This is a genomic window from Amycolatopsis mongoliensis (assembly GCF_030285665.1).
In the GTDB taxonomy this organism is placed as follows: Bacteria; Actinomycetota; Actinomycetes; order Mycobacteriales; family Pseudonocardiaceae; genus Amycolatopsis; species Amycolatopsis mongoliensis.
On the sequence record NZ_CP127295.1, the window covers coordinates 6,547,482 to 6,570,518 of the forward strand.

Consider the following 23,037-nt stretch of genomic DNA (forward strand, 5'->3'; position numbering starts at 1 on the left):
GTGCGTCAGACGCACCGAACGCCACATTGGGGCGCAGCGCTCAGCTCAGGTGCACTTCCAGGTTGACGCGGTGGCGGCCGCGGGGCAGCGGCACCCACGCCGGTTCGGTCACCGGCCGGACCCCGGGGAACCGGTCGAACAGGCTGCGCAGCGCGACCTCGGCCTCCACTTTCGCCAGGGCCACCCCCAGGCAGAAGTGCGGCCCCCAGCCGAATCCGACGCTGCCTTCGCGGCCGCCGTGCTCGGCCTGCCAGCGCACGTCGGCCTCGTGCGGGTGGGCGAACTGCGCCGGGTCGCGGTTGGCGGCGCCGAGCACCACCTGCACCGCGTCCCCCGCGCTGATCCGCACGCCGCCCACTTCGAGGTCGGTCGCGGCGTAGCGCAGCCGGGCGAGCTGGACCGGGCCGTCGGTGCGCACCAGCTCGCGCACCGCCGCGGGCCAGAGCTCGGGCTCGGTGCGCAGCAGCTCTCGCTGGGCGGGATCGCGCATGAGGGCCAGCGCCGCGTTGGACAGCATGTGCGCCATGGTTTCGTGCCCGGCGAGCACGAGGAACACCACGAGGGCCACGGCGTCGACGTCGGTCAGGTCGTCCTGGGCGACGACTTCGCTGAGCAGGTCGTCCCGCGGCTCGGCCCGGCGCCGGTCGACCAGGGCGTGGCAGTAGGCGAACATCTCGCCCAGCGTCGGCGTGATCCGCGCCGGATCGCCGTCGACCAGCACCTTGCCCCAGCGGTACCAGTCCGCCCAGTCCGCTTCGGGGACGCCGACCAGTTCGCAGACGACGGCCATGGCCAGCGGGTAGGCGTACTCCTCGAGGAGGTCCACGGTCCCCGGCGCCGCGCCGAGGTCGTCGAGCAGCTCGTCGACGATCTGCTGCACCCGCGGGCGCAGCGTGGCGACCCGGGACGCGCCGAAGGCGTGGCTGATGCCGCGGCGCAGCCGGGCGTGTTCGGCGCCGTCCAGGCTGAGCAGGCTCGCCCGCAGGTAGGGCAGGTGCTCCGGGGGCGTGCCCAGCGCGAGGAACATCTCCTCCTGCGTCTGCGCGCCCGGTCCCGGCAGGCCGGTGGGATCGTTGCGCACGGCCGGATCGGAGAGCACCGCGCGGACGGCGGCGCTCCCGGTGACCAGCCACCCCTCCTCACCGCCCGGGAGCCGGGCCCAGCAGATCGGGGACGCGGCGAGGATGCGGTCGTACCCGCACATCGGGTCGCCGAGGACGGCCGGGTCGCGGACGTCCACCACGGGTTCGGACGACATGGAACTCCTTAAGGCGTCAGCCCTTGAGCGGGCCGCCGTTGATCGCGACGCGGTGGCCGAAGCGGGTGTGCGGGTAGTAGTCGTACGTCGCGTGGTGCTGGACGCAGCGGTTGTCCCAGAACACCAGCGTGTTCGGCTCCCAGCGCACCCGGCAGGCCAGCATCGGCCGGTTCGGCACGACCGAGAACAGCAGGTCGAGCACCGCCTGGCTCTCGTCGGCCGACAGCTGCGGGATGCGCGAGGTGTAGGCGGGGTTGACGTACAGCAGCGGCCGGTCGGTTTCCGGGTGCCGCACCACCACCGGGTGCTCGCTGGCCGGGGGTTCGTAGCCCTCCGGGATCTTGTGGCCGCGGAAGGCGTGCGCGCCGTCGTGGATCGCGGTCAGCCCGGCCAGCAGCTCCTTCAGCTTCGGCGACAGCATGTCGTACGCGAGGTGCATGTTCGCGAAGAGCGTGTCGCCGCCGCTGCCGGGGTCGGGCATCCGCGTGATGTGGAGCATCGAGCCCAGCGACGGCTCGGCGTCGGCGGTGCCGTCGGCGTGCCAGCCATTGCCGAACACGTTCGCCGACTCCGGGGCGGTCGCGACCTCGAGGATGTACGGGTCGCCGTGCTCGGGCGGCGGGTTCACCGGGCGCAGCTCGCCGAAGCTCGCGGCGAGGCGCTTGTGGTCCTCCACCGTGATGTCCTGGTCGCGGAACACCAGCACGTGGTGGTCCAGGAAGGCGGTCTTCAGCTCCGTGAGCTCTTCCTCGGTCAGCTCCCGGGTCAGGTCGAGACCGGTGACCTCGGCGCCGATGATCGGGGTCAGGCCCCGCACCGCCAGCGTCCGGTAGTCGCGCGCCGGCCGCGTCGTGATCCGCTTGACGGCGTCGAGTTCGTACTGCTCCATGGTTTCCTTTCCTCCCGTGGGTCTCACAGGTTTCCGATGGCCGCGGCCACTTCCGTGACGTGCGGCGCGCGCACGATGCCGTAGTGGGTGGCGGGCAGTTCGTGCCAGCGGCTCGGCTCGGGCAGCAGGGCGCGCCAGCCGCCGCGGTCGGCCACCGGCAGGCCGGGTTCGGGGTCGGCGGCGAGCCAGACGTGGCTGGGCGTCGCGGCCAGGCGCGGCAGCTCGTGCCCGGTCATGCTGTGCAGATTGGCCCGGCACGCGCGGGCGAGCCGCCGGGCGTGTTCGCCCGCGGTGCCGCCGGAGGCGCCCAGTTCGCGCTCGAACACCGTTTCCAGCTGCGCGTCGCTGTAGTCCGCGGCGCTCGCGCCGGGCGGCGGCGGGTCGATGAGGTGCAGGGCCCGCACCGGCTGTCCGGCCGCCTCGGCCTCGGCGGCCATGCCGGCCGCCACCCAGGCGCCGAACGACCACCCGGCCAGCTGCCAGGTGTGGCCGGGGAGCCGCTTCCGCAGCGCCGTGTAGTAGCGATGGGCCCGGTCCGCGACCGGCCAGCCGGGCGGTTCCGGGCGGTTCAGCGCCGGGTCGGCGATCACGCAGACGCCGAGTTCCGGCGGCAGGGCTTCGACGAGCGGGCGGTAGGCGTGCACGTCCCCGCCGACGGGGTGCACGAGGCACACGGCTTCGCGGCCCGTCCCTTCGCGCCAGACCTGCACCACCACTTCGCCGGTGTCGCCGGCTTCGTAGAGCTTCGCCAGCAACGCGGCCATCGTCACTTCCGGGCCGAGCCAGGCGAGATCGAGGTCGACGCCGAAGAGGCGTTTCACCGAGTCGACGACGTCCAGCAGCATCAGGGAGTCGGCGCCCAGGTCGTACAGCGGCACGTCCGGGTCCAGCTCGGCGACGCCCAGCAGGGCGCGCACTTCCTCGGTCAGCTCGGCTTCGGCGTCTCCGGCCGGTTTTGTCGTGCCCGGCGGGGTTTCGCGCTCGTGGAAGGCTCGGACGGCGTCGAGGCCGGTCGTCGCGACCAGGAGCTGGGGCAGCCCGGAGCCCAGGGCGCGGGCGAAGGTGCGCTGTCCTTCTTCGGCGCTCAGGCCGACGGCCAGGTGCGCCTGGTGCCGGGCGTCGGTTTCCAGTGCCGTGACGGCCATGCCGGTGTCGCGCCAGATGTCCCAGCCGATCGAGAGGCGGGCGGTGGGGCCGTCGCGGTGGGCGAGCGCGTCGAGGAACCCGTTGGCGGCGGCGTAGTCCAGCTGACCGGTTCCGCCGAACTGGGCGGACAGCGAAGAGCAGTAGACGGCGTACGCGGGCTGGTGGCGTTCGATGAGCCGTTCGGTGAGGAGGGCGCCGGCGAGCTTGGCTTCCTGGGTGCCTTCGCCGCGGGTGGCGATCAGGCTGCCGTCCGGGGTCCCGGCCGCGTGCACGATCCCGGCCAGGGGAGCGCCGATCCGGGTGTCGACCTCTTCGGCGGTGATCTTCGTGAGGTCGGCGGCCAGCAGGGTGATGCGGCCGGCCCACGGTTTGAGGGCCTCGGGCAGGTGGGGTTCACGCGCGAGCAGGACGACGCGGCCGGTGGTGCGGGTCAGCAGCACCTCGGCGACGGCGGTCCCGATGCCGCCGGTGCCGCCGAGGACGAGGTGCGTCCCGCTGGTCAGCGCGGGCTCCCCGGCGGCGACCGGCGCACTGTCCTGCGCCCACCAGAACCCGGCTCGCAGGGCGACGCGCTCCGGCGGGGGCGGTCCGGTGAGCAGGTCGGCTGCTCGGTCGAGGTCGGGGCCGGGCAGGTCGACCCAGTGGCCGGGGATCCCGCTTTCCTGCGGGCCGACGGCGGTGATCCCGGCCAGCAGCCCGGCCTCGGGGCGCGTGACGGCCGTGTTCGCGGGCGCGGCCCCGGCGGAGACCCACCACGTCCTGAGTGGACGGTCGTGGGCGGCCCGCAGGAGGGCGGCGGGGGTGTCCAGGCACGCCCAGCGGGCTCGGTCCAGTGAGCTTGCGCCGACGGGCCCGGTGATGCCGAGGGGGAGGGCGTGGAGCCAGTCGATTTCCTTGTCCGGCAGGGCGTCCAGGACTTGGCGCAGGTGTGCGGTATCGGCCGGGTCGGCTTCGAAGGTGTCGGGGCCCCGCCGGGCGAAGGCGGGTGCTGCGTGCACCCGGACAACCCGCGAATAGGCGGCGTCGAGAGCGGGCGCGGTGAGCGGGCCTTCGCCGGAGATGACGAGGACGCGGTCGGTGCGGGTGGCGGTCGTGGCCCGGCGCAGGCGCACCCAGGTGGGCTGGTGCAGCCAGTCTGTTTCGGACAGTCGTGGGACGGCGGCCCGCCGTGGGAAGTCGAAGTCCCGGACCGCGAAGGCGGGTGGCGGGAAGTCCCACGGCGCGGGCGCGGGGGAGTGGCCCCAGTCGACGACCGTGCCGGCCAGCCAGGAGGCGGCCAGTTCGGCGGCCGCGGCCGAGCGATCTGCCGCGGCTGGTCGTGAGTGAGAACCAGTGTTAGAACACTGTTTCTCACTCACGACCCTCGCGTCCTCCGGTGGCTCGGCCGTGCGCAGCCACTCGACCGCGACCGTCGCGTTTTCGCAGGCCGCGGCCAGACGCCACGGCTGCGACGGGCGGCCCGATTGCAGGTGCCGTAGTACGTCCACATAGGACTCCGGGTGCACTGTCAGGTAGTCCGCGACGCGGCCGGCGTCGGCGACGAGCGCGGAAGCGCTGCTGGCGGAAAGCACCAGGCACCGCACGGGTTCGGGCGCCGAAACCGCCGCCGGGCGGACCGACTCCAGCACCACGTGGGCGTTCGTCCCCCCGATGCCGAAGCTGCTGACCCCCGCCACCCGCGGGCCCGCCGGCCACGGCTCGGCCCGCGTCGGCACCCGGAACGGCCCCAGGTCCAGGGCCGGGTTCGGCGCGCGGAAGTCCACCGTCGGCGGGAGGACGCCGTGGTGGACCGCCAGGGTCGCGCGGATCAGGCCCACCACCCCGGCCGCCGCGCCCAGGTGGCCGAGCTGGCTCTTCACCGAGGACAAGGCGCAGCCCGTCGAGTCGGGCATCGCCTCGCGCAGGGCCGCGACCTCGATCGGGTCGCCGAGGCGTGTGCCGGTTCCGTGCGTCTCCACGTACCCGACGTCGGCGCCGGACCGCCCGGCCCGCCGAAGCGCGGCTTGGACGGCCGAGCGCTGCCCGGCCGGCGACGGCGCGCTGTACCCCTGCTTCACCGCGCCGTCGTTGGTCAGCGCCGACCCGGTGATCACCGAGTACACCGTGTCGCCGTCGCGGCGGGCCGCCGACAGCGGCTTCAGCACCACCACGCCGACGCCGCTCGCCCCCACCGTGCCGTCCGCGTCGTCGCTGAACGGGCGGCAGTGCCCGTCCGCGGAGAAGATGTGCTGCGGCCGGTACCGGTACCCCTCGGCGAGGGTGACGTCGACGAGCACCCCGCCCGCCAGCATCACGTCCGCTTCGCCACCGCGCAGCATCCCGGCGGCCTGGTGGACGGCGACCAGCGAGCTGGAGCACGCCGTCTGGGTCGTCAGCGCCGGACCGGTCAGGTCGAGGTGGTAGGCGACCTTCGTGGCCAGGAAGTCCTTCTCGTGGTGCAGGGCGAGCTGGAAGCCGTCCGGCAGCGCGGCCGGGTCGGCCTCGCGCAGCATCTGCTGGAAGTACGTGTTCTCGCCGCAGCCCGCGACGAGCCCGACCCGGCCCGCCGGTCCGGGGATCCCGGCGTGGGCCAGCGCTTCGACGCAGGCCATCAGCAACTGCCGCTGCTGCGGGTCCATCAGCGCCGCGTCGCGGTGGCTGATCCCGAAGTGCTCCGGGTCGAACGCCAGCGGCCCGTCCAGGAGGCTGCGCGCGCCGACCAGGCCCTCGGCGGCCGGGAAGTCCTCGATGCCCCGGCGACCGGAAACGACCAGGTCCCAGAACTCCGCCAGATCCGGCGCGCCGGGCAGCCGCACCGCCATGCCGACGACGGCCACCGGCTCGTCGACCGCGGCCCCGGAAACGGCCGGAGCCGGAGCCGAGCCGCCCTCGAGGTGCCGCGTCAGGTCCCGGAGGGTGACGTGCTCGAACAGATCGGCCGCGGTGAACCGGTAGCCCGCTTCGGCACAGCGCAGGTGAAAGCGCATCAGCGACAGGCTCGTGGCCCCGGCGGCGAAGAACGTCTCGTCGGGCCCGATCGCCGTGCCGGTCACTTCCTCGAACAGCGCCGCCAGCTCGTTCGACGGACGCGCGGGCGTCCGGTGGAGATCCTGCCCCGGCGTGCGGGAAGCGGCGTCCCGGTCGAGCTTCCCGCTCGGCGTGCGCGGCAGGGCGGCGACGACCCGGAAGCGGTCGACCCGCGCGTGCGGTGGCAGCAGCGGCACCAGGTGCTCGCTCAGCTCCGCCGCGGTCGGCGTCCGGCGGCACTCCAGGAACGCCGCCAGCCGGTCGTCCTCGGGCACGACCACCGCGTTGACGACGTCGGGGTGCCGCAGCAGCGCCGCCTCGACCTGGCCCAGTTCGAGGCGGTGCCCGCTGAGCTTGACCTGCCGGTCGGCCCGGCCGTCGAAGTGCAGCAGCCCGGCGCGGTCGAAGTGCGCGAGGTCACCGCTGCGGTAGTGCAGCTCCGGCAGTTCGGCGAACTTCTCCGGAGCCGCTTCGCCGAGGTAGCACCGGTTCGCCGCGAGGCCGCCGATGAGCAGTTCGCCGACCTGCCCCGGCGGCAGGGGTGCGCCCGAAGCGTCGGCGACCCGCAGCACCGCGTTCGCCACCGGACGGCCGATCGCGGGCCGCTCGGGCCAGTCCGCCGGATCACCGTCGAGGGTCAGCGCGCTCACGACGTGGGTTTCGGTCGGACCGTAGTGGTTGTGCAGCCGCGCGCCGGGCAGCCCGGCGAACCAGCGGCGGATCGCCGGGGTGCACACGAGCTGCTCGCCGGCGGTGATCACGTCCCGCAGCCGTGCCGGGTACCGCCTGAGCCGGACGCCGTGCTCGGCCAGCAGCTGCAACGCCACATAGGGCAGGAAGATCCGTTCGATCCCCGCGGTTTCCAGCTGCGCCAGCAGTGCCGGGACGTCGTGGCGCCACTCCGGGCGCACCAGGTGCAGCCGGCCGCCGCCGCAGAGCGTCGTGAAGATCTCCTGGAACGACACGTCGAACGAGAGCATCGAGAACTGCTGGGTCGCCGCGGGCGGCGCGTCCTGCCACTGGAGCAGGTTGGCCAGCGTGCGGTCCGGCACGCGGACGCCCTTGGGCACGCCGGTCGAGCCCGACGTGAACAGCGTGTAGAGCGGCCGTCCGGCGTGCCGGGCCGGGACGTCCGGCACCGGCCCGTCGGTGAGCGTGACGAACCGCCGTTCGACGCCGGGGTCGAACGCTTCCCCCGGGGCGAGCAGGACGCAGCGCGGCCGGACCCGGTCGAGCATGTCGCGCAGCAGCGCGGGCGGGTACGCGGGATCCAGCGGCACGGCGGTGATGTTCAGCCGCGCGAGCGCGAGCAGCGCGACGACGTGCTCGGCCGACGGCCGGAAGTACAGCGCGACATCGGTGGCGTCGTCCGGCAGGGTGGCGGCGAGCCGGGCCGCGTGCGCGTCCAGCTCGGCGTAGGTCAGCGTCGTGTCGCCGGTCAGGGCCGGGGCGTCGGGCGTCAGCGCGACCTGCCGCGCGAAGCCCTCCGCCACGGTCTCCCACGTCAGCTCCGCCGCGGCCCCACGGCCGTGGTCCCGGCGGTACGGCTCGGCCAGCTCGGCCGGAGTCCGCGCGGAGCCGTTCAAAGCGCGGTCGAAGACGTCGCCGAGCGCCGCCGCCTCGGCTTCGGTGAAGTGGCCCTCGCCGTACTCCCAAAGACAGTCGAACCCATCGGCCCGTTCCACGACCGACAGGGTGAGCGCGCACTTGGCCTCGGCTGCCTCGATCCACAGTGGACTGACCGCGCAACCCGGCAGCCGCAGTGCGCCGAAGTCGGTGTTCTCCAGGACGAACAGGTAGTCGAAGGCCGCATACCCGGGGTCGAGGTCGGCGAACGCGACGTCCTGGTGGTCCAGCGCGGCGCCCGACGTTGCACCCAGTCGCCGCAGCTGGGTGTCCAGGTCTTCGTCCGGGTCCACCGTCAGCGGCAGCCGGACGGTGTTGGCGAACATCCCGACGCCGTCTTCGAACTCCCGCACCGGCCGGTTGGCCACCGGCGCGGCGATCCGCGGCCGCGTCCGCCCGGTCACCGCGTACAGGCTCCACGCGAACACGCCCAGCAGGAGCTGGAACCGGGTCAGGCCCAGTTCACCGGCCCATTCGTCGACGCGCTCGCGTCCGATGCCGGTCGTGTGCAGCCGTCCGGTGAGCGACGCTTCGCCGACGGGCTCGGCATCGTCGAACCGTTCGCTCAGCTGAGCGCGGTAGCCGGGGGAGGCGAACCACCGGGACTGCCACGCGGCGAAGTCGAACGGCGTGTGCGCGCCGGGCCGCGGTTCCGCGCCCGACAGCTCGCGGAAGAGGATGTTCAGCGACCAGCCGTCGACCGCGATGTGGTGCAGGCACAGCAGAAGCGTGCCGTCGGGCCGCCAGGCCGCGCGCATCGGCCGCCCCGCGGCCAGGTCGAACGGCGCGGTGAAGAAGTCGTCGGAAGGCTCGGTCCACGGGTCGTACGGCGCTTTCGCCACTTGTCGCAGGCCGTCGGACGTCGCTTCGAACGCGGTGCGCAGCGCCGGGTGCCGCTCCACCAGGCCGCGCACGTCCCGGCGCAGCGCGTCGAGATCGGGTGAACCGGTGACGCGGAAGGCGAGTGGAACGTGGTACGCGGTGGAGGCGGGATTCCGTTGCTGCAGCAGCCAAAGCCGCTGTTGCTCGCTGGTGGCGGGTGCTGTCGTCGCGGTCGTCGGCGTGCCGACGACCGGGTAGGCCGCGTGTCCCGCCGAGGAGACGGCGGCGGCGAGGTCGGCGAAAGTCCCGCGCTGCACCACCGAAGGCGGCAGATCCGCACCCCAGCGCTCGCGGATCGCGAACCGCAGCCGCAACGCCTTGAGCGAGTCGCCCCCGGACCGCAGCCACGTGTCGCCGGGGTGAAGATCCGGGACGTCGAGAACGTCCGTGACGACGTCCAGGACTTCGCGCTCCCACGCTGTCGCTTCGCCGCCGGTGTCCGGCCGCCACGGCGCGAACCCACCCGCCAGCAACGCGGGCTCGTCGACCTTCCCGTTGGCGTTCCGCGGCAGCTCCTCGACGCGGAACACGTGGTGCGGCCGCATGTAGGCCGGCACGGTCTCGCTCAGATGAGCTTCGAACGCGTCGAAGGACAGGTCACCCGCCACGACGAACGCGAGCAACTCGGCGGTGGCCGCGCGCCGCACGGCCACGTGCGCCTGCCGGATCGAGGGGTGCGCGAGGAGCCGCTGCTCCAGCTCGCCCGGCTCGATCCGGAACCCGCGGACCTTCACCTGCCGGTCGGTGCGCCCGGCGTAGGCGTACCGGCCGCCCGGCAGGACGCGCACCAAGTCGCCGGTGCGGTAGAACCGGGCGCGGCCGTCGTCGAACCACGGCAGCCGGACGAACCGCTGCCCGGTCTCCGCGGGCAGGCCGCGGTAGCCGAGCGCGACCCCGGCCCCGGAGATATACAGCTCGGCCAGCTCGCCTTCGGCGGCCACGCGCTCGTCCGCGGTCACCGCGACCGCACCGGTGCCCGGCAGCGGACGCCCGATCGGCACGACATCGCCGTCGAAGCCCCGCGGGATGGCGTAGCTGAGCGCGAACGTCGTCGTCTCGGTCGGGCCGTAGCCGTTCTGCAGCCGCGTCGGCGCGTCCGGGTTGGCCCGGTACCAGCGGCGGATCAGCGGGGCGTTGAGCTGCTCGCCGCCGATGACCACCCGCCGCACCGTCGAGAAGCTGTCCGGCACGGTCTCGGCGACCGCGTTGAACAGCGTCGCGGTCACGAACATCGTGTCGACGCGCTCGCGGACCAGCGCGCCGGCGAACGCCCGCGGGTCGCGGACGGTCTCGTCGTCGAGGATCACGCAGGTGCCGCCGGTCAGCAGCGGCACCCACACCTCGAAGCTGATCGCGTCGAACGCCGGGTTCGCCAGGCAGGCGAACCGGCTGCCGGGGTCGAGCCAGCCGGGTTCGGCGAGCCGGAGGACCCCCGCGTCGCGCACTTCGACGCCCTTGGGCCGGCCGGTCGTGCCGGAGGTGTAGAAGAGGAACGATGCCGGCGCGGGCTCGGCCGGGACCCCGGGCGAGGCGCTCGTGGCCAGGAGCTCGGCGGGCGTCAGCGGGGACAGGCCCGGCAGCCCGTCGTGGACGACGGCGGCCGCGCCCGCGTCGGCGAGGATGACGTCCCGGCGCGCGGGCGGGCTCTGCCGGTCGAGCGGCACGACCTGGCCGCCCAGGCGCAGCACGCCCAGCATGACGAGCACCAGCTCCGCCGAGCGGGGCAGGCCCACGGCGACCGCGTCGCCGGGACGGACTCCCTTGCGGGACAGGGACTCCGCGACGGCCGCGGCGCCCGCGTCCAGCTCGGCGTAGGTGAGCCGGCGGGAGCCGTCGGACACGGCGAGGGCGTCCGGGTGCCGCAGGGCCCGGTCGTGGACGCGGCGGGCGATCGAGGTCATCGGGCCGCCAGCTCGGCCGTGATCAGCTTGGCCACCAGCGGCAGCGCGTCGCTTTCCAGCATGTCCCAGTGCCCGCAGTCCGCGGGGACCACCTCGAACTCACCGCGGACGCGGCGACGCCAGAACTCCACGGTGCCCGGGATCGGGTCCTCGCCGACGGCCTGCACGAACACCACCCGCGCCGCCGATTCCCCGGGATCGTGCTCGCGCGCGGTCAGCCGGTTGTGGTTGTACGTGCGGTGGTAGCGCTCGATCTGCGCGTCCTCGATGCCCGGGTACATCCCGTTGAACCGCACCAGCTTCTCGCGGAACTCCGCCGCCGGGACCGGTTCGATCGCCGCCTTCGCGGCCGGGTCGTCGGTGGCGGTGGTGTCGAGCAGGACGACGCTGACGCGCGGGTGGTGCTCCGCCAGCCGGCGGCCCATTTCGTAGGCGACCAGGCCGCCGTAGGAAAGTCCACAAAGGACCAGCGTCTCTTCGGGGCGCGGGCCGACGAGCCGCAGGTACTCCTCGGCCATCGCCTCGACACTCGGCAGCAGCTGCTCACCGGGGTTGAGCCCGGGGGACTGGATCCCGACGACACCGGCGTCCTCGGGCAGCGCGGCACTGAGCGGCAGGTAGCAGAACGCCGTCCCACCCGCCGGGTGGACGCAGACGACCCGGGCGCCGCCGGTGCCGCGGCGGAACTCGATCAGGCTGCCGCCGCCCGGTGGGGTGCCCGCCCGGACCAGTGCGGCCTGCGCCTCGATGGTCGGGTGCAGGATGACGTCCCGGATCGGCAGCTCGCGGCCGAACTCCGCGCCGATGGCGTGGGCCAGCTTGATCGCCGAGATCGACGTGCCGCCGACGTCGAAGAAGTCGTCCGAGACGCCGATCGCGGGGTGCAGCAGCAGGGTTCGCCAGATCCGGAGCAACGCCAGCTCGACGTGGTCGCGCGGGGCGGCGGTGTTGACCGCGGCGGGCGCGCTCGCCCGGGCGTGGGCCAGCACGGCGTCGCGGTCGAGCTTGCCGCTGCGGCTCAGGGGCAGCCGGTCGAACTCGGCGAACACCGACGGGATCATGTAGTCCGGCAGCCGGGCGGCCAGCGTGGCGCGCCACTCGTGCGGGGTCCGCCCGCCGCCGCCCACGACGCCGGCGACGAGCCGGGGCTCGCCCTCGCGGTCGACCAGCACGGCGGCCTCCCGGACGCCGGGGACGGCCAGCAGCGCGGCCGTCACCTCGCCGGGTTCGATCCGGAACCCGCGCAGCTTGATCTGGTCGTCGCGCCGCCCGGCGTACTCGGCTTCGCCGTCGGGGAGCCACCGGGCCAGGTCGCCGGTGCGGTACATCCGCTCGCCGGGGACGAACGGGTCCGGGACGAACCGCTCGGCGGTCAGCCCCGGCCGGTGCAGGTACCCGCGGGCCAGGCAGTCGCCGGCCAGGAAGACCTCGCCCGCCACCCCCGGCGGCACCGGGCGCAGCCGCTCGTCGAGCAGGTACATCCGCGATCCGGGCAGCGGCCGCCCGATCGGCGCCGGGCGGTCCAGGGGCTTCGGGTCGAAGTGGGCGGTGGCGTAGAGCGTGGCCTCGGTCGGCCCGTAGCCGAAGCAGATCCGCAGGCCGGGCAGGGCCGCGGCGAACCGGGCGAGCGCGGCGTCGGTCAGCGGTTCGACGCCGGTGAGGACCTGGCGCAGCGCGAGCCCGGCCACCCGGGCGGGGTCTTCGTCGATCCACCGGACGTAGGCGGGCGGCAGGAACGCCTGGACCACGCGGTGGTCCCGCAGCCAGGCCATCAGCGCGGCGGGGTCGGGCCGGACGTCTTCGGGCACCACGTGCAGCACCGCGCCGGTCGTCAGGGGGAGCAGCAGTTCGTGCACCGAGGCGTCGAAGCCGATGCTCGACCACGCCGACGTCGCCTCGCCGGGGGTCGCGCCGAAGCGGTCGAGCCACTGGTCGAACAGGGCGAGGACGCTGTGGTGGGTCACGGCGACCCCCTTCGGCCGCCCGGTCGAACCCGAGGTGTAGATGACGTAGGCCGTCTCCCGCGAGTCGGTCGCCACCGGGGTCGGGGTCTCGTCGCCTTCGGCCTCGAGGGCCGGGACGTCGTCGCCCAGGACCAGCACCGGGCGGGCGTCTTCGAGCATCGCCGCTCGCCGCGCGGCCGGCTGGGCCGGGTCGAGCGGCAGGTAGGCGGCGCCGGTCTTCAGCACGCCCAGCACGGCGACCACCAGCTCCACCGACCGTCCGCTGAGGACGGCCACGACCTCGCCCGGCCCGGCTCCGCGGGCGCGCAGGGCGTTCGCCAGCTTCGTCGTGCGGCGGTCCAGCTCGCCGTAGGTGAGGGTCCGGCCGTCGCAGACGAGCGCGGCGGCGTCCGGGGTCGTGCCGGCGTGGGCGGTGAACCGGTCGACGAGCCCGCCGGGGCGCCGGCGCGGCCGGGGCCCGGTGCTCCGGGCGGTGAGGATCTCGCGGCGTTCGTCCTCGTCCAGGAGCTCGTAGCCCGCGATGTCGGCGTCCGGCCGGGCGGCCAGCTGCGCCAGCAGCCGGACGAGGTAGCGGGCGTACCGCTCGGCGGTGGCGGGGTCGAAGAGGGCCACGGCGTAGTCGAGGTGCCCGGCGACGCGGCCGTCTTCGTCGGCGAGGCCGAGGGCGAGGTCGAACTTCGCGGGGGCGTGCTCGACCTCGAGGGACTCGACGGCCACGCCCGGCAGGTCCAGGACGTCGTGCAGGGTCGGCACCCAGGCGAACATCGTCTGGAACAGCGGGGTGTGCGCCGGGCTGCGCGGCGGGTTCACCAGCTCGACGACCCGCTCGAACGGCAGGTCGACGTGGTCGATCGCGCCGCGCAGGGCCGCCCGGACCTGCTTGAGCAGCACGGCGCCGGTGGGGAGCGGCCCCACTCGGCGCGCACCGCGAGCGTGTTGACGAAGAAGCCGATCGTCTCGGGGAACTCGCCCCCGCCGCCGCGGTTGGCGGTGGGCACGCCGACAACGATGTCAGTTTGCGCGGAAAGGCGGGAAAGGAGGATGAACCAGCAGGTCAGGATGGTGGAGTAGAGCGTGACGCCGTGTTCGCGCGCTACCGCCTTCAGCCGCGCGGTGAGCTCCGGCCCGAGCCTGACCGGCACCCGGGCGCCGCGGTGGTCCTGCCGGGCCGGGCGCAGCCGGTCGGCGGGCAGGTCCAGCACCGGCGGCACGCCGTCGAGCCGGTCCCGCCAGTACGCCTCGTGCGGCGCCGGGCCGGGGCCGGCCAGCCACTCCTGTTGCGCCGAGGCGTGCTCGCGGTAGGGACGCGTTTCCGGCAGGGAAGCCGGTTCGCCGCTCATTTGAGCGGCGTAGAGGGTGCCGAGCTCGCGCAGCAGCAGGGTGCGCGACCAGCCGTCGAAGACGGTGTGGTGGACGGTGATCAGCAGGACGTGGTGCTCGTCGCCGTCGGCCAGCAGCCGGGCCCGGGCCAGCGGGGCGCGCGCCAGGTCGAACGGCTCGAACGGATCGGTGCGCCGCAGCTCGGCCGCGCGGTCCGGCCGGCCGGCCACATCCGTGACGGTGAGGGAGAAGCCGTGGCCTGCGGGTTCGACGATCTGCACCGGACGGCCGCCTTCGACGGCGAACCGGGTGCGCAGGGTTTCGTGGCGGTCGGCCAGGGCGTCGAAGGCCCGGCGCAGCGCCTCGCGGTCGAGGGGGCCCCGCAGGGTGAACGCCATGGCCTCGTTGTAGGCCGGGCCGGCCCCGTCCAGCTGGGAGACGGTCCAAAGGCGCTGCTGACCGGACGACAGCGGTGCGGACACCTGCATCGAGGACGGCCTTTCCGGGCGGGGCGGGCGAACCGGTACTGCGGTGTGCCGTCGCAGCCGAAGTCGGGGAAACACTCTCTGTCTGCTGGGACAGTTAACACCACACCTTCGGGTGATGACGAGTGGCGACTGAAGTCTGCCCTCAAGTCCTCGCGACGGGCGTCCTGCCGGCCCCGCGCGACACCACGGCCGCGGGGCCCGCTGCCGGTGTTAAGCGCGGGCGGGAGGAAGCGTTACCCGGCGGGCGTCTGGTAACACGCCGATGTTCCGGATGAAACCGTCCGGAAATGGTTCGCCGGTGCACTGATCGGCATGAACTTCGAGCTCGACGGCCTGCACCGGCCGGTGATCGTGGTCGGCGGCGGCCAGGCGGGACTGTCGATGTCCCACTGCCTGACCACTGCCGGGGTCGGGCACCTGGTGCTCGAACGCGAGCGCGCGGGGCACGAATGGCGGACCCGCCGCTGGGACAGTTTCTGCCTGGTCACGCCGAACTGGCAGTGCCGGCTCCCCGGTTTCCCCTACGCGGGTGACGATCCGGACGGCTTCATGGTCCGGGACGAGATCGTCGCCTACCTCGAGTCGTACGTGAAGGACTTCGACGTCCCGCTGCACGAGGGGGTCGAAGCGACACGGCTGCGGCCGCTGCCCGGCGGCGGGTTCCGGCTGACGACGTCGGCCGGCGAGCTGACCGCCGACCACGTCGTGCTGGCCACCGGCCCGTACCAGGTGCCGTTGAAGCCGCGGCTGGCCGAACGGCTGCCGGAGCACGTCGTCCAGCTGCACTCGGCCGAGTACCGCAACCCGGACCAGCTGCCGGCCGGCGAGGTCCTGGTCGTCGGCACCGGGCAGTCGGGCTGCCAGATCGCCGAGGACCTGCACCTGGCCGGGCGGCGGGTGCACCTCGCCGTCGGGTCGGCACCGCGGGTGGCCCGGCGCTACCGCGGCCGGGACGTCGTGGCGTGGCTGGACGAGATGGGTTACTACGCCCGGGGGATCGACGAGTTCGCCGACGCGGACGCCGTGCGGTTCCGGGCCAACCACTACGTCACCGGACGCGACGGCGGCCACGACATCGACCTGCGCGCGTTCGCCGCCCAGGGCATGCAGCTCTACGGCCGGCTCACCAGCGTCCGAAGTGGACAACTGGAGTTCGCCGGCGACCTGCGTCGCAACCTCGACGCGGCGGACGCGGTGTCCGAGGGCATCAAGGACTCCATCGACGGGTTCATCGCCCAACGCGGGATCCCGGCACCCCGGGAGGAGCGGTACAAGCCGGTCTGGGAGCCGGCCGACGAGCCGCGCAGCCTCGACGCAGAAGCGCTTTCCGCCGTCGTCTGGAGCACCGGCTTCGGCCGTGACCACCGCTGGATCGACGTCCCGGTCTTCGACGGCAAGGGCTACCCGACGCACCACCGCGGCGTCACCAGCTGTCCCGGCCTGTACTTCCTCGGCCTGCCCTGGCAGCACACCTGGGGTTCCGGGCGCTTCTGCGGGGTGGCCGCGGACGCCGAGTACCTGGCCCGCCGGATCACCGGAGGCGGCCGCGGCGACGTCCGGTGGCTCTCCGGCACCCCGGTCAGCACCTACCCGGCCGACGACGACTGGGTCGCGCCGCGGACGGTGGCCTGATGAAGTGGACGAACGACGCCCACCGCCACCTGGGTGTGCTGCCCGCGTACCCGTTCTACGGCGGCCCGCCGGTCGCCCCGGCGATCGGCAGCCGCGCGACGATCGGCGAACTCCTGGCCGATCTGGACCGCGAGGGCACCGAACGCGCGCTGGTGATTCCGAACTACGGCGTCCCGGACCCGGCGATCGCGTTCTCCTTCAACGAACTCTGCGTCGAGGCGGCGGGCAAGGACGACCGGATCAGCGCCGCGCTGTGGGTGTCACCGCGGGCCGAAGACGCCGACCGCACCGAGGACGCGCTGAAGCTGGCGGGCGAGGACGGCGTGCGAGCCTTGAAGCTCAGCTTCCTGCTGGGCGGCAGGGCGTCCGACCCGGCGTGCAGGCCGCAGCTCGACAAGATCTTCGCCACGGCGAGGGAGCACGACCTCGTCGTGCACGTCCACACCTCGCCGGGCGCGGCGTCGGACATCGACGAGGTCGGCAAGCTCGTCGAGGCCTACGCCGACGACGTCAAGCTGCACCTCGTCCACTTCGGCGGCGGCATGAGCGGGCACATCAAGCTCGTCGGCGGCCGCTTCTTCGACTGGATCGCCGCCGGGAAGCAGGTCTACACGGACCTGTCCTGGGCGATCGGCTTCACCCCGCGCTGGCTCGTCGAGGAGATCTCACGCCGCGGCCTCGGCCACGACCGCGTGCTGTTCGCCTCCGACGAGCCGTGGGGCGATCACGAGGGCGAACTCGCCAAGCTGGCCGCCGCGGCCGGCGACGGCGAGCTCGCCGACCTGGTTTTCCGCGGCACGTTCGACGTGCTGTACGGACCGAAGAAAGGGAAATAGACCGATGGCAGAGCTGACCGAGACCGAGAAGACCAGCCTCGACGAGATCCCGCACCCGTCGCTGCCGCAGGGCTCCAACCTGTACGGCGGGACCAAGGTCTTCCCGGACTACCAGGCCGAACCCGGCCAGAGCTACTTCACGCTCGTGCACGGCATCGCGCACGAGTCGTCGGTGAGCTTCGTGGCGATCCTGCAGGCGACCCGCGCGCTGCGGAAGGGCTTCGAAGCCGCGATCTACTTCTACGGCCCGGGTTCGCTGAACTGCCTGGCCACGCGCGGCTTCCCGACCACCGGCAACGCCGCCTTCCCCGGTGAGCTGAACATCAACGACCAGCTCAAGACGTTCATCAGCGAAGGCGGCAAGGCCTACTGCTGCCGCTTCGGCCTGTCGCTGCACGGCGCGCGCGAGGAGGACCTCATCGAGGGCGTCATCCCGACGCACCCCCTCGATGTCCAGGACGCGCTGATCCACTACGCGCGCAAGGGCGCGATCATCAACTCCACCTACATGTTCTAGTGCGGGGGAATTTCGTTTCGACGTGTCACTGGTGCTCGGTGCGGGTGTCGTGAGTGAGAAACAGGGTTAGAACACCGTTTCTCACTCACGACCTCCCGCACCGCCCCTCAGCGGCGCGCGCAACGTGAACCTGAGAGAGTCACGAGACACCAGGGAGCAAGTAGTGCGCGTTGGTATCGAAGAAGACCTGGAAACCCGCGCCGACATCGCCGTCCGCGGAGTGCGTGTGGACGCACCTGTGCAGCGCAGCAAGGGCGCCGGGCCGAGCGACGACGGCCACCTGGTGGTCGACGGTGCCAACGCCACGCTGCCGCTGAACCCCGAAAGCCCGTACGTCGTCCAGGACGGGCGCATCTTCCGCGAGACGATCGACCTCGGCCTGAGCGTCACCCCGGTGGGCCGGCCGCGGTTCTACGACCTGTCCACAACGGACGGTGTGCCCTACCGGAAGATCGCCCTGCTGCACGGCAAGGACGTCCTCGCGACGACGGTCGTCCAGACGTGCATCCGGTACGCCGAGGACCAGCGCTGCCGGTTCTGCACCATCGAGGAGTCGCTGCGGTCAGGGGCCACCGTGGCCGCGAAGACCCCGCAGCAGCTCGCGGAGGTCGCCGAAGCGGCCGTGCGGCTCGACGGCGTCCGGCAGATGGTGATGACGACCGGCACGACGTCCGGGCCCGACCGCGGCGCCCGGCACCTCGTGCGCTGCGTCCGCGCGGTGCTCGAGGCCGTGCCGGGCCTGCCGATCCAGGTGCAGATCGAGCCACCCGGCGACCTCGGCGTCCTGCAGGACCTGCGGGACGCCGGGGCGACGTCGATCGGCATCCACGTCGAGTCGCTGGACGACGACGTCCGGCGGCGCTGGATGCCCGGCAAGTCGACCGTGCCGATGGCGGAGTACGAAGCCGCGTGGGCGGAGGCGGTCCGGGTGTTCGGCCGCAACCGCGTCTCGACGTACCTGCTGATCGGCCTCGGCGAGGACCCGGACGCCCTGGTCGAGGGCGCCGGGCGGTTGATCGACCTGGGCGTCTACCCCTTCGCCGTGCCGATGCGGCCGATGGTCGGGACGCTGGCCCGGCGGGACGGCGCCACCGCGCCTTCGCCGGCGCTGGTCGCCGACGTCACCGGCCGGATCGCCGCGCTGCTGCGAGCGGCCGGGATGACCGGCGCCGACCAGGGCGCGGGCTGTGCCGCGTGCGGTGCGTGCGGGCTGCTCAGCGCGGCGGGAGGCTGAGGTGGACCACGACATCCTCGCGTTGCTGGGCGACGTCCGCAGTGTGGCGGCGCGCCCGGCGTTCTCGATCGGCGAAGCCGACCACAGTGGACTGACGGCGTACCGCGCGTTGCGCCACGAAGCTTTCGTGGCCCGGCAAGGGCTCTTCGCCGGGCACGACCTCGACGACCACGACACCGACCCGCGCACCCTGGTCCTGGTCGCCCGCGACGCGTCGGGGGAAGTGCGAGGCGGCGTCCGGCTCGGCCCGGCGACCGACGGCCCGGACGTCGGCTGGTGGAAGGGCGGCCGCCTGGTCGTCGCCCCCGGATCACCGCCCGGGATCGGCTCGGCCCTGGTCCGCGCGGCCTGCGCGCGAGCCGAAGCCGAGGGCGCGCTGCGGTTCGAGGCGACCGTGCAGCCGCGCACCGAGCGGCTGTTCACCCGGCTCGGCTGGCAGCGCGTGCGGCCGGTGACCGTCGCCGGCCACGACCACGTGCTGATGCGCCGGCCGATCGGCCGGATCGCCGCGCTGGCCCGCGCGACGAAGGCCGCGCTCGGCCCGCTGCTGCGCGGGCTGACCGGCGTACCCGGCTTCGTCGGCGACGACGGCGTCCCGCTGCCCGGCACCGACGTCGTCGCGGCGTGCGACGCGATCATCCCGTCCATGGTCGAGCGCGACCCGGAATGGGCGGGCTGGTGCTCGGTGCTGGTCAACCTCAACGACCTCGCCGCGATGGGCGCCACCCCGACCGGGCTGCTCGACGCGCTCGGTGCCCGTGACGCGTCCTTCGCCGCCCGTGTCCTCAGTGGACTGCGGAAGGCGAGCGAGGCGTACGGCGTCCCGGTGCTCGGCGGCCACACCCAGTTCGGCGTCCCGGCTTCGCTCTCGGTCACCGCGCTGGGCCGGACCACCGACCCGGTGCCCGGTGGGGGTGGCCAGCCGGGTGAGCGCGTCTGGCTCACCGCCGACCTCGGCGGTGGCTGGCGCCCCGGCTACACCGGACGCCAGTGGGACTCGACGAGCTTCCGCCGCACGCCCGAGCTGCGTGAACTGCTCGGTTCGGTCGCGAAGGCGCGACCGGCGGCGGCCAAGGACGTCTCGATGGCCGGGATCGCGGGCACCCTCGGCATGCTCGCCGAGGCATCCGGCTGCGGCGCGGTGCTGGACGTCGGCAAGGTGCCGCGGCCGCGCGGGGCGTCCACCGGGGACTGGCTGACCTGCTTCCCCGGCTTCGCGATGCTCACCACCGGCACGCCCGCACCCGCGGGCCCGGCAGTGACCGCGGACTGCGGCGAACTGGTCGCGGGCACCGGCGTCACGCTGCGCTGGCCCGACGGCGAAACGACGCCCGCCATCGACGGCGGCGTCACCGGATTGGGGAACTCATGACGACACTCAGGATGGCCGCGGTCGCCGCGCCGTTCGACCGCGACCTCGAAGGCGACTTCGCGCGCATCGAAAAGCTGATCGGCGAGGCGAAGGCCGAGGGCGTGCGGTTGCTGGCGCTGCCGGAGGCCTGCCTCGGCGGTTACCTCGCCAACCTCGACGGCGATGCCGAAGGCCCACCCGCGCTGGCCGTCGACGGCCCCGAGCTGAAGCGGCTGGCCGCGCTGGCGGGAGACCTCGTCGTCACGGCCGGGTACTGCGAACTCGCCGGCGGGCGGCGGTACAACTCCGCGGTCTGCGTGCACGGCGACGGCGTCCTCGGGAACCACCGCAAGGTCCACCAGCCGCTGGCCGAGAACGCCAGCTACGGCGCCGGCCGCGGGTTCGCCGCGTTCGACACGCCGGTCGGGCGCCTCGGCATGATGATCTGCTACGACAAGGCGTTCCCCGAGTCCGCGCGGGCGCTCGCGCTGGACGGCGCCGAGGTCGTCGTCTGCATGAGCGCGTGGCCGGGCAGCCGGACCAACCCGGCCGCCGACCTCGCCGAGGACCGGTGGAAACGGCGGTTCGACCTGTTCGACCGGGCCCGCGCGCTGGAGAACCAGATCGTCTGGCTCTCGGCGAACCAGTCCGGCACCTTCGGCGACCTGCGGTTCGTCGCCGGCGCCAAGATCGTCGACCCCGGCGGCGAGATCGTCGCCGACACCGGTGTCGCCGAAGGGATGGCGATCGCCGAGTTCGACGTCCAGGCGGCCCTCGCGACGGCGCGCCGGTCGATGGGGCACCTGGCGGACAGACGGCCGGATGCCTACCCGGTTAGTGTCCCGTGAATGGGGCAGATCCGGATCGCCGCCGTCGCCGCGCACTTCGGCCGCGACCTCGACTTCGACCTGCAGCGCATCGCGACGCTGATCGACCACGCGCGCTCGTCCGGCGCGGCGCTGCTGGTGCTGCCGGACGCGGCCCTCGGCGGGTACCTCGCCGACCTGCGCCATCCGGACCCGGAAGCGCTCCCGCCGGCCCTCGACCCCGACTGCGCGGAGCTGAAGACCATCCAGTCGCTGGCCGCGGAGATGGTCGTGTGCGTCGGCTACTGCGAGGCCGACGGGCCGCGCCGCTACAACTCCGCGGTGTGCGTCACCGGTGACGGCGTCCTCGGCCGGCACCGCAAGGTCCACCAGCCGCCGGGGGAGAGCATCGCGTACGAACCGGGCGCCGAGTTCGCGGCGTTCGAGACGCCGGTCGGGCGGCTCGGCATGCTGATCGACTACGACAAGACGTTCCCCGAGTCGGCCCGGTCCCTCGCGGTCGACGGCGCGGACATCGTCGCCTGCCTGAGCGCGTGGCCGACCAGCATCACCAACCGCGCGCCGCGGATGGCGCAGGACCGCCAGTCGCGGCTGTTCGACCTCTACGACCAGGCGCGGGCGGCGGAGAACCAGGTCGTGCTCGTGTCGTCCAACCAGACCGGCGCGATGGGCGGCATGCGGTTCCTCGGCCAGGCCAAGGTCGTCGGGCCGGGCGGCGAGATCCTCGCCCGGACCTGGTCCAAGGCCGGCATCGCGGTCGCCGAGCTGGACGTCGAACAAGAACTCGCGAACGCCCGCCGCGTGCTGCACCACCTGGGCGAACGGAAACCTTCGGTGTACCGGGAGGCTTGATGCGCATCGCCCTGCTGAGCTACTCGACGAAACCGCGCGGCGGGGTGGTGCACACGCTCGCCCTGGCCGAGGCCCTCGCCGCGCTCGGCGAGGACGTCACGGTCTGGACGCTCGGCCGGGGCGGCGACGCGGGGTTCTTCCGGCCGGTCGACCCTGCTGTGCGATTGTCGATCGTGCCCTTCCCGGACGTCCCGGGCGAAAGCGTCGGCGAGCGGATCCTGCGGTCGATCGCGGTGCTGCGCGCGGCTTTCACGCCGGACGCGTACGACGTCGTCCACGCGCAGGACTGCATCAGCGCCAACGCCGTCGACCACTGCGTCCGGACCGTCCACCACCTGGACACCTTCACGACGCCGGAGCTGGCGGCCTGCCACGAACGCGCCATCGTCCGGCCGCACGCGCACATCTGCGTGTCCGCCTCGGTCGCGGCGGAGGTCCGCGACGGCTGGGGCATCGAAGCGGCGGTGATCCCCAACGGCGTCGACTACGCCCGCTTCGCCGCGGCCCGCCGTTCGCCGGAGCGGGGCCGGTACGTGCTGGCCGTGGGCGGCATCGAGCCGCGCAAGGGCTCGCTGGACCTGCTGGAGGCGTACGCGCTGCTGGCCGAACCGGACGTCCGGCTGCTGATCGCGGGCGGCGAGACGCTCTTCGACTACCGCGACTACCGCACCCGCTGGGAGAAGCGCGCCGCCGAGCTGGGGGTCGAGCCGGAAGTGCTGGGTCCGGTCGCGCACGAGGAACTGCCGTCGCTGATGGCGTCGGCCGCCGTGTTCGCCTTCCCGTCGACCAAGGAGGGGTTCGGGCTGGCGGCGATGGAGGCCCTCGCCGCCGGGGTGCCGGTGGTGACCCGCGACCTGCCCGTGCTGCGGGAGGTCTTCGGCGGGGTGGCCCGGTTCGCCGCCGACCCGCCCGGCTTCGCGCGCGAGCTGCGGGCCGCGCTCGACGGCGTCGACCCCGAGCCCGGCCGGGCCCTGGCCCGGCGCTACACCTGGTCGGCCGCCGCCGAGGCGCACCGGGCTTTCTACCGGCGCTCGGGCGACCGGGTCGTTTCTCGGGCGGCAGCGCGGAAGACGTAGCCGCCGGAGCCGGCGTCGGTCAGCGCGGGCAGGATGATCTTCGTCCCCGGCGCCCCGGTGTTCAGGTGGACGCCGCGCTTCTCGACGTCGTCGGCGAGGTGGGCGACCACGGCCGGGCGATCCGTCGCGGGGACGAGGCGAGGCACTGCGCTTCCGGCCGACAATTGTCCACAAGGGACTGAAGCGGTGCTGCCGGCCGGAACGACGGGGTGCCGGATCCGGATCGGGCAGG

General features: G+C 73.6%; 14 protein-coding genes. 8 read left to right on the plus strand and 6 right to left on the minus strand.

From position 1 onward, the window contains the following. Window positions 1–40: 40 nt before the first annotated feature. From QRX60_RS31470 to QRX60_RS31490, 5 genes are read right to left on the minus strand one after another with little or no spacing between them, the layout of a single operon-like run. Window positions 41–1,258, minus strand: coding sequence for a cytochrome P450 family protein (locus QRX60_RS31470; protein WP_285995056.1), 1,218 nt, complete (start codon window positions 1,256–1,258; stop codon window positions 41–43). Window positions 1,259–1,274: 16 nt separating this feature from the next. Beyond that, window positions 1,275–2,147 (minus strand): TauD/TfdA dioxygenase family protein, encoded by an 873-nt coding sequence (locus tag QRX60_RS31475; protein WP_285995057.1) that lies wholly within the window; start codon window positions 2,145–2,147, stop codon window positions 1,275–1,277. Between the two features lie 23 nt (window positions 2,148–2,170). Further along, window positions 2,171–10,708: a non-ribosomal peptide synthetase gene (locus QRX60_RS31480; RefSeq protein ID WP_285995058.1), complete on the minus strand. Its 8,538-nt coding sequence runs from the start codon at window positions 10,706–10,708 to the stop codon at window positions 2,171–2,173. After that, window positions 10,705–13,587, minus strand: a complete 2,883-nt coding sequence (locus QRX60_RS31485) for a non-ribosomal peptide synthetase (RefSeq protein WP_285995059.1) — start codon at window positions 13,585–13,587, stop codon at window positions 10,705–10,707. Before QRX60_RS31485 ends, QRX60_RS31480 begins: the two co-directional genes overlap by 4 nt. Beyond that, entirely contained in the window at window positions 13,479–14,480 is a 1,002-nt protein-coding gene (locus tag QRX60_RS31490; protein ID WP_285995060.1) for a condensation domain-containing protein, read from the minus strand. The genes QRX60_RS31485 and QRX60_RS31490 overlap by 109 nt, the downstream gene beginning before the upstream one ends. Before the next feature lie 312 nt (window positions 14,481–14,792). Between QRX60_RS31490 and QRX60_RS31495 the strand changes: the two genes are divergently transcribed. The 8 genes from QRX60_RS31495 to QRX60_RS31530 all read left to right on the plus strand — a co-directional run bounded on the left by QRX60_RS31495 (window position 14,793) and on the right by QRX60_RS31530 (window position 22,805). Next, complete coding sequence (locus tag QRX60_RS31495) at window positions 14,793–16,112, plus strand: MSMEG_0569 family flavin-dependent oxidoreductase (protein WP_285995061.1); 1,320 nt, start codon at window positions 14,793–14,795, stop codon at window positions 16,110–16,112. After that, a complete protein-coding gene (locus tag QRX60_RS31500) occupies window positions 16,112–16,948 on the plus strand; it encodes an amidohydrolase family protein (RefSeq protein ID WP_285995062.1) in 837 nt (278 codons plus the stop codon). Before QRX60_RS31495 ends, QRX60_RS31500 begins: the two co-directional genes overlap by 1 nt. Before the next feature lie 4 nt (window positions 16,949–16,952). After that, a complete protein-coding gene (locus tag QRX60_RS31505) occupies window positions 16,953–17,465 on the plus strand; it encodes an MSMEG_0572/Sll0783 family nitrogen starvation response protein (protein ID WP_003073383.1) in 513 nt (170 codons plus the stop codon). A 163-nt stretch (window positions 17,466–17,628) separates the two neighbouring features. After that, complete coding sequence (locus tag QRX60_RS31510) at window positions 17,629–18,699, plus strand: MSMEG_0568 family radical SAM protein (protein ID WP_285995063.1); 1,071 nt, start codon at window positions 17,629–17,631, stop codon at window positions 18,697–18,699. 1 nt (window position 18,700) lies between these two features. Continuing rightward, entirely contained in the window at window positions 18,701–20,071 is a 1,371-nt protein-coding gene (locus QRX60_RS31515; protein ID WP_285995064.1) for an MSMEG_0567/sll0787 family protein, read from the plus strand. Then, entirely contained in the window at window positions 20,068–20,898 is an 831-nt protein-coding gene (locus QRX60_RS31520) for a carbon-nitrogen hydrolase family protein (protein ID WP_285995065.1), read from the plus strand. The genes QRX60_RS31515 and QRX60_RS31520 overlap by 4 nt, the downstream gene beginning before the upstream one ends. Continuing rightward, a complete protein-coding gene (locus QRX60_RS31525) occupies window positions 20,899–21,729 on the plus strand; it encodes a carbon-nitrogen hydrolase family protein (RefSeq protein WP_285995066.1) in 831 nt (276 codons plus the stop codon). Beyond that, window positions 21,729–22,805, plus strand: a complete 1,077-nt coding sequence (locus tag QRX60_RS31530; RefSeq protein WP_285995067.1) for an MSMEG_0565 family glycosyltransferase — start codon at window positions 21,729–21,731, stop codon at window positions 22,803–22,805. Before QRX60_RS31525 ends, QRX60_RS31530 begins: the two co-directional genes overlap by 1 nt. Here QRX60_RS31530 and QRX60_RS31535 read toward each other — a convergent pair. After that, on the minus strand, window positions 22,751–22,951 hold the full coding sequence (locus QRX60_RS31535) for an alpha-L-rhamnosidase-related protein (RefSeq protein WP_285995068.1): 201 nt from the start codon (window positions 22,949–22,951) through the stop codon (window positions 22,751–22,753). The two genes, QRX60_RS31530 and QRX60_RS31535, sit on opposite strands and share 55 nt — an antisense overlap. Between the last annotated feature and the right edge of the window lie 86 nt (window positions 22,952–23,037).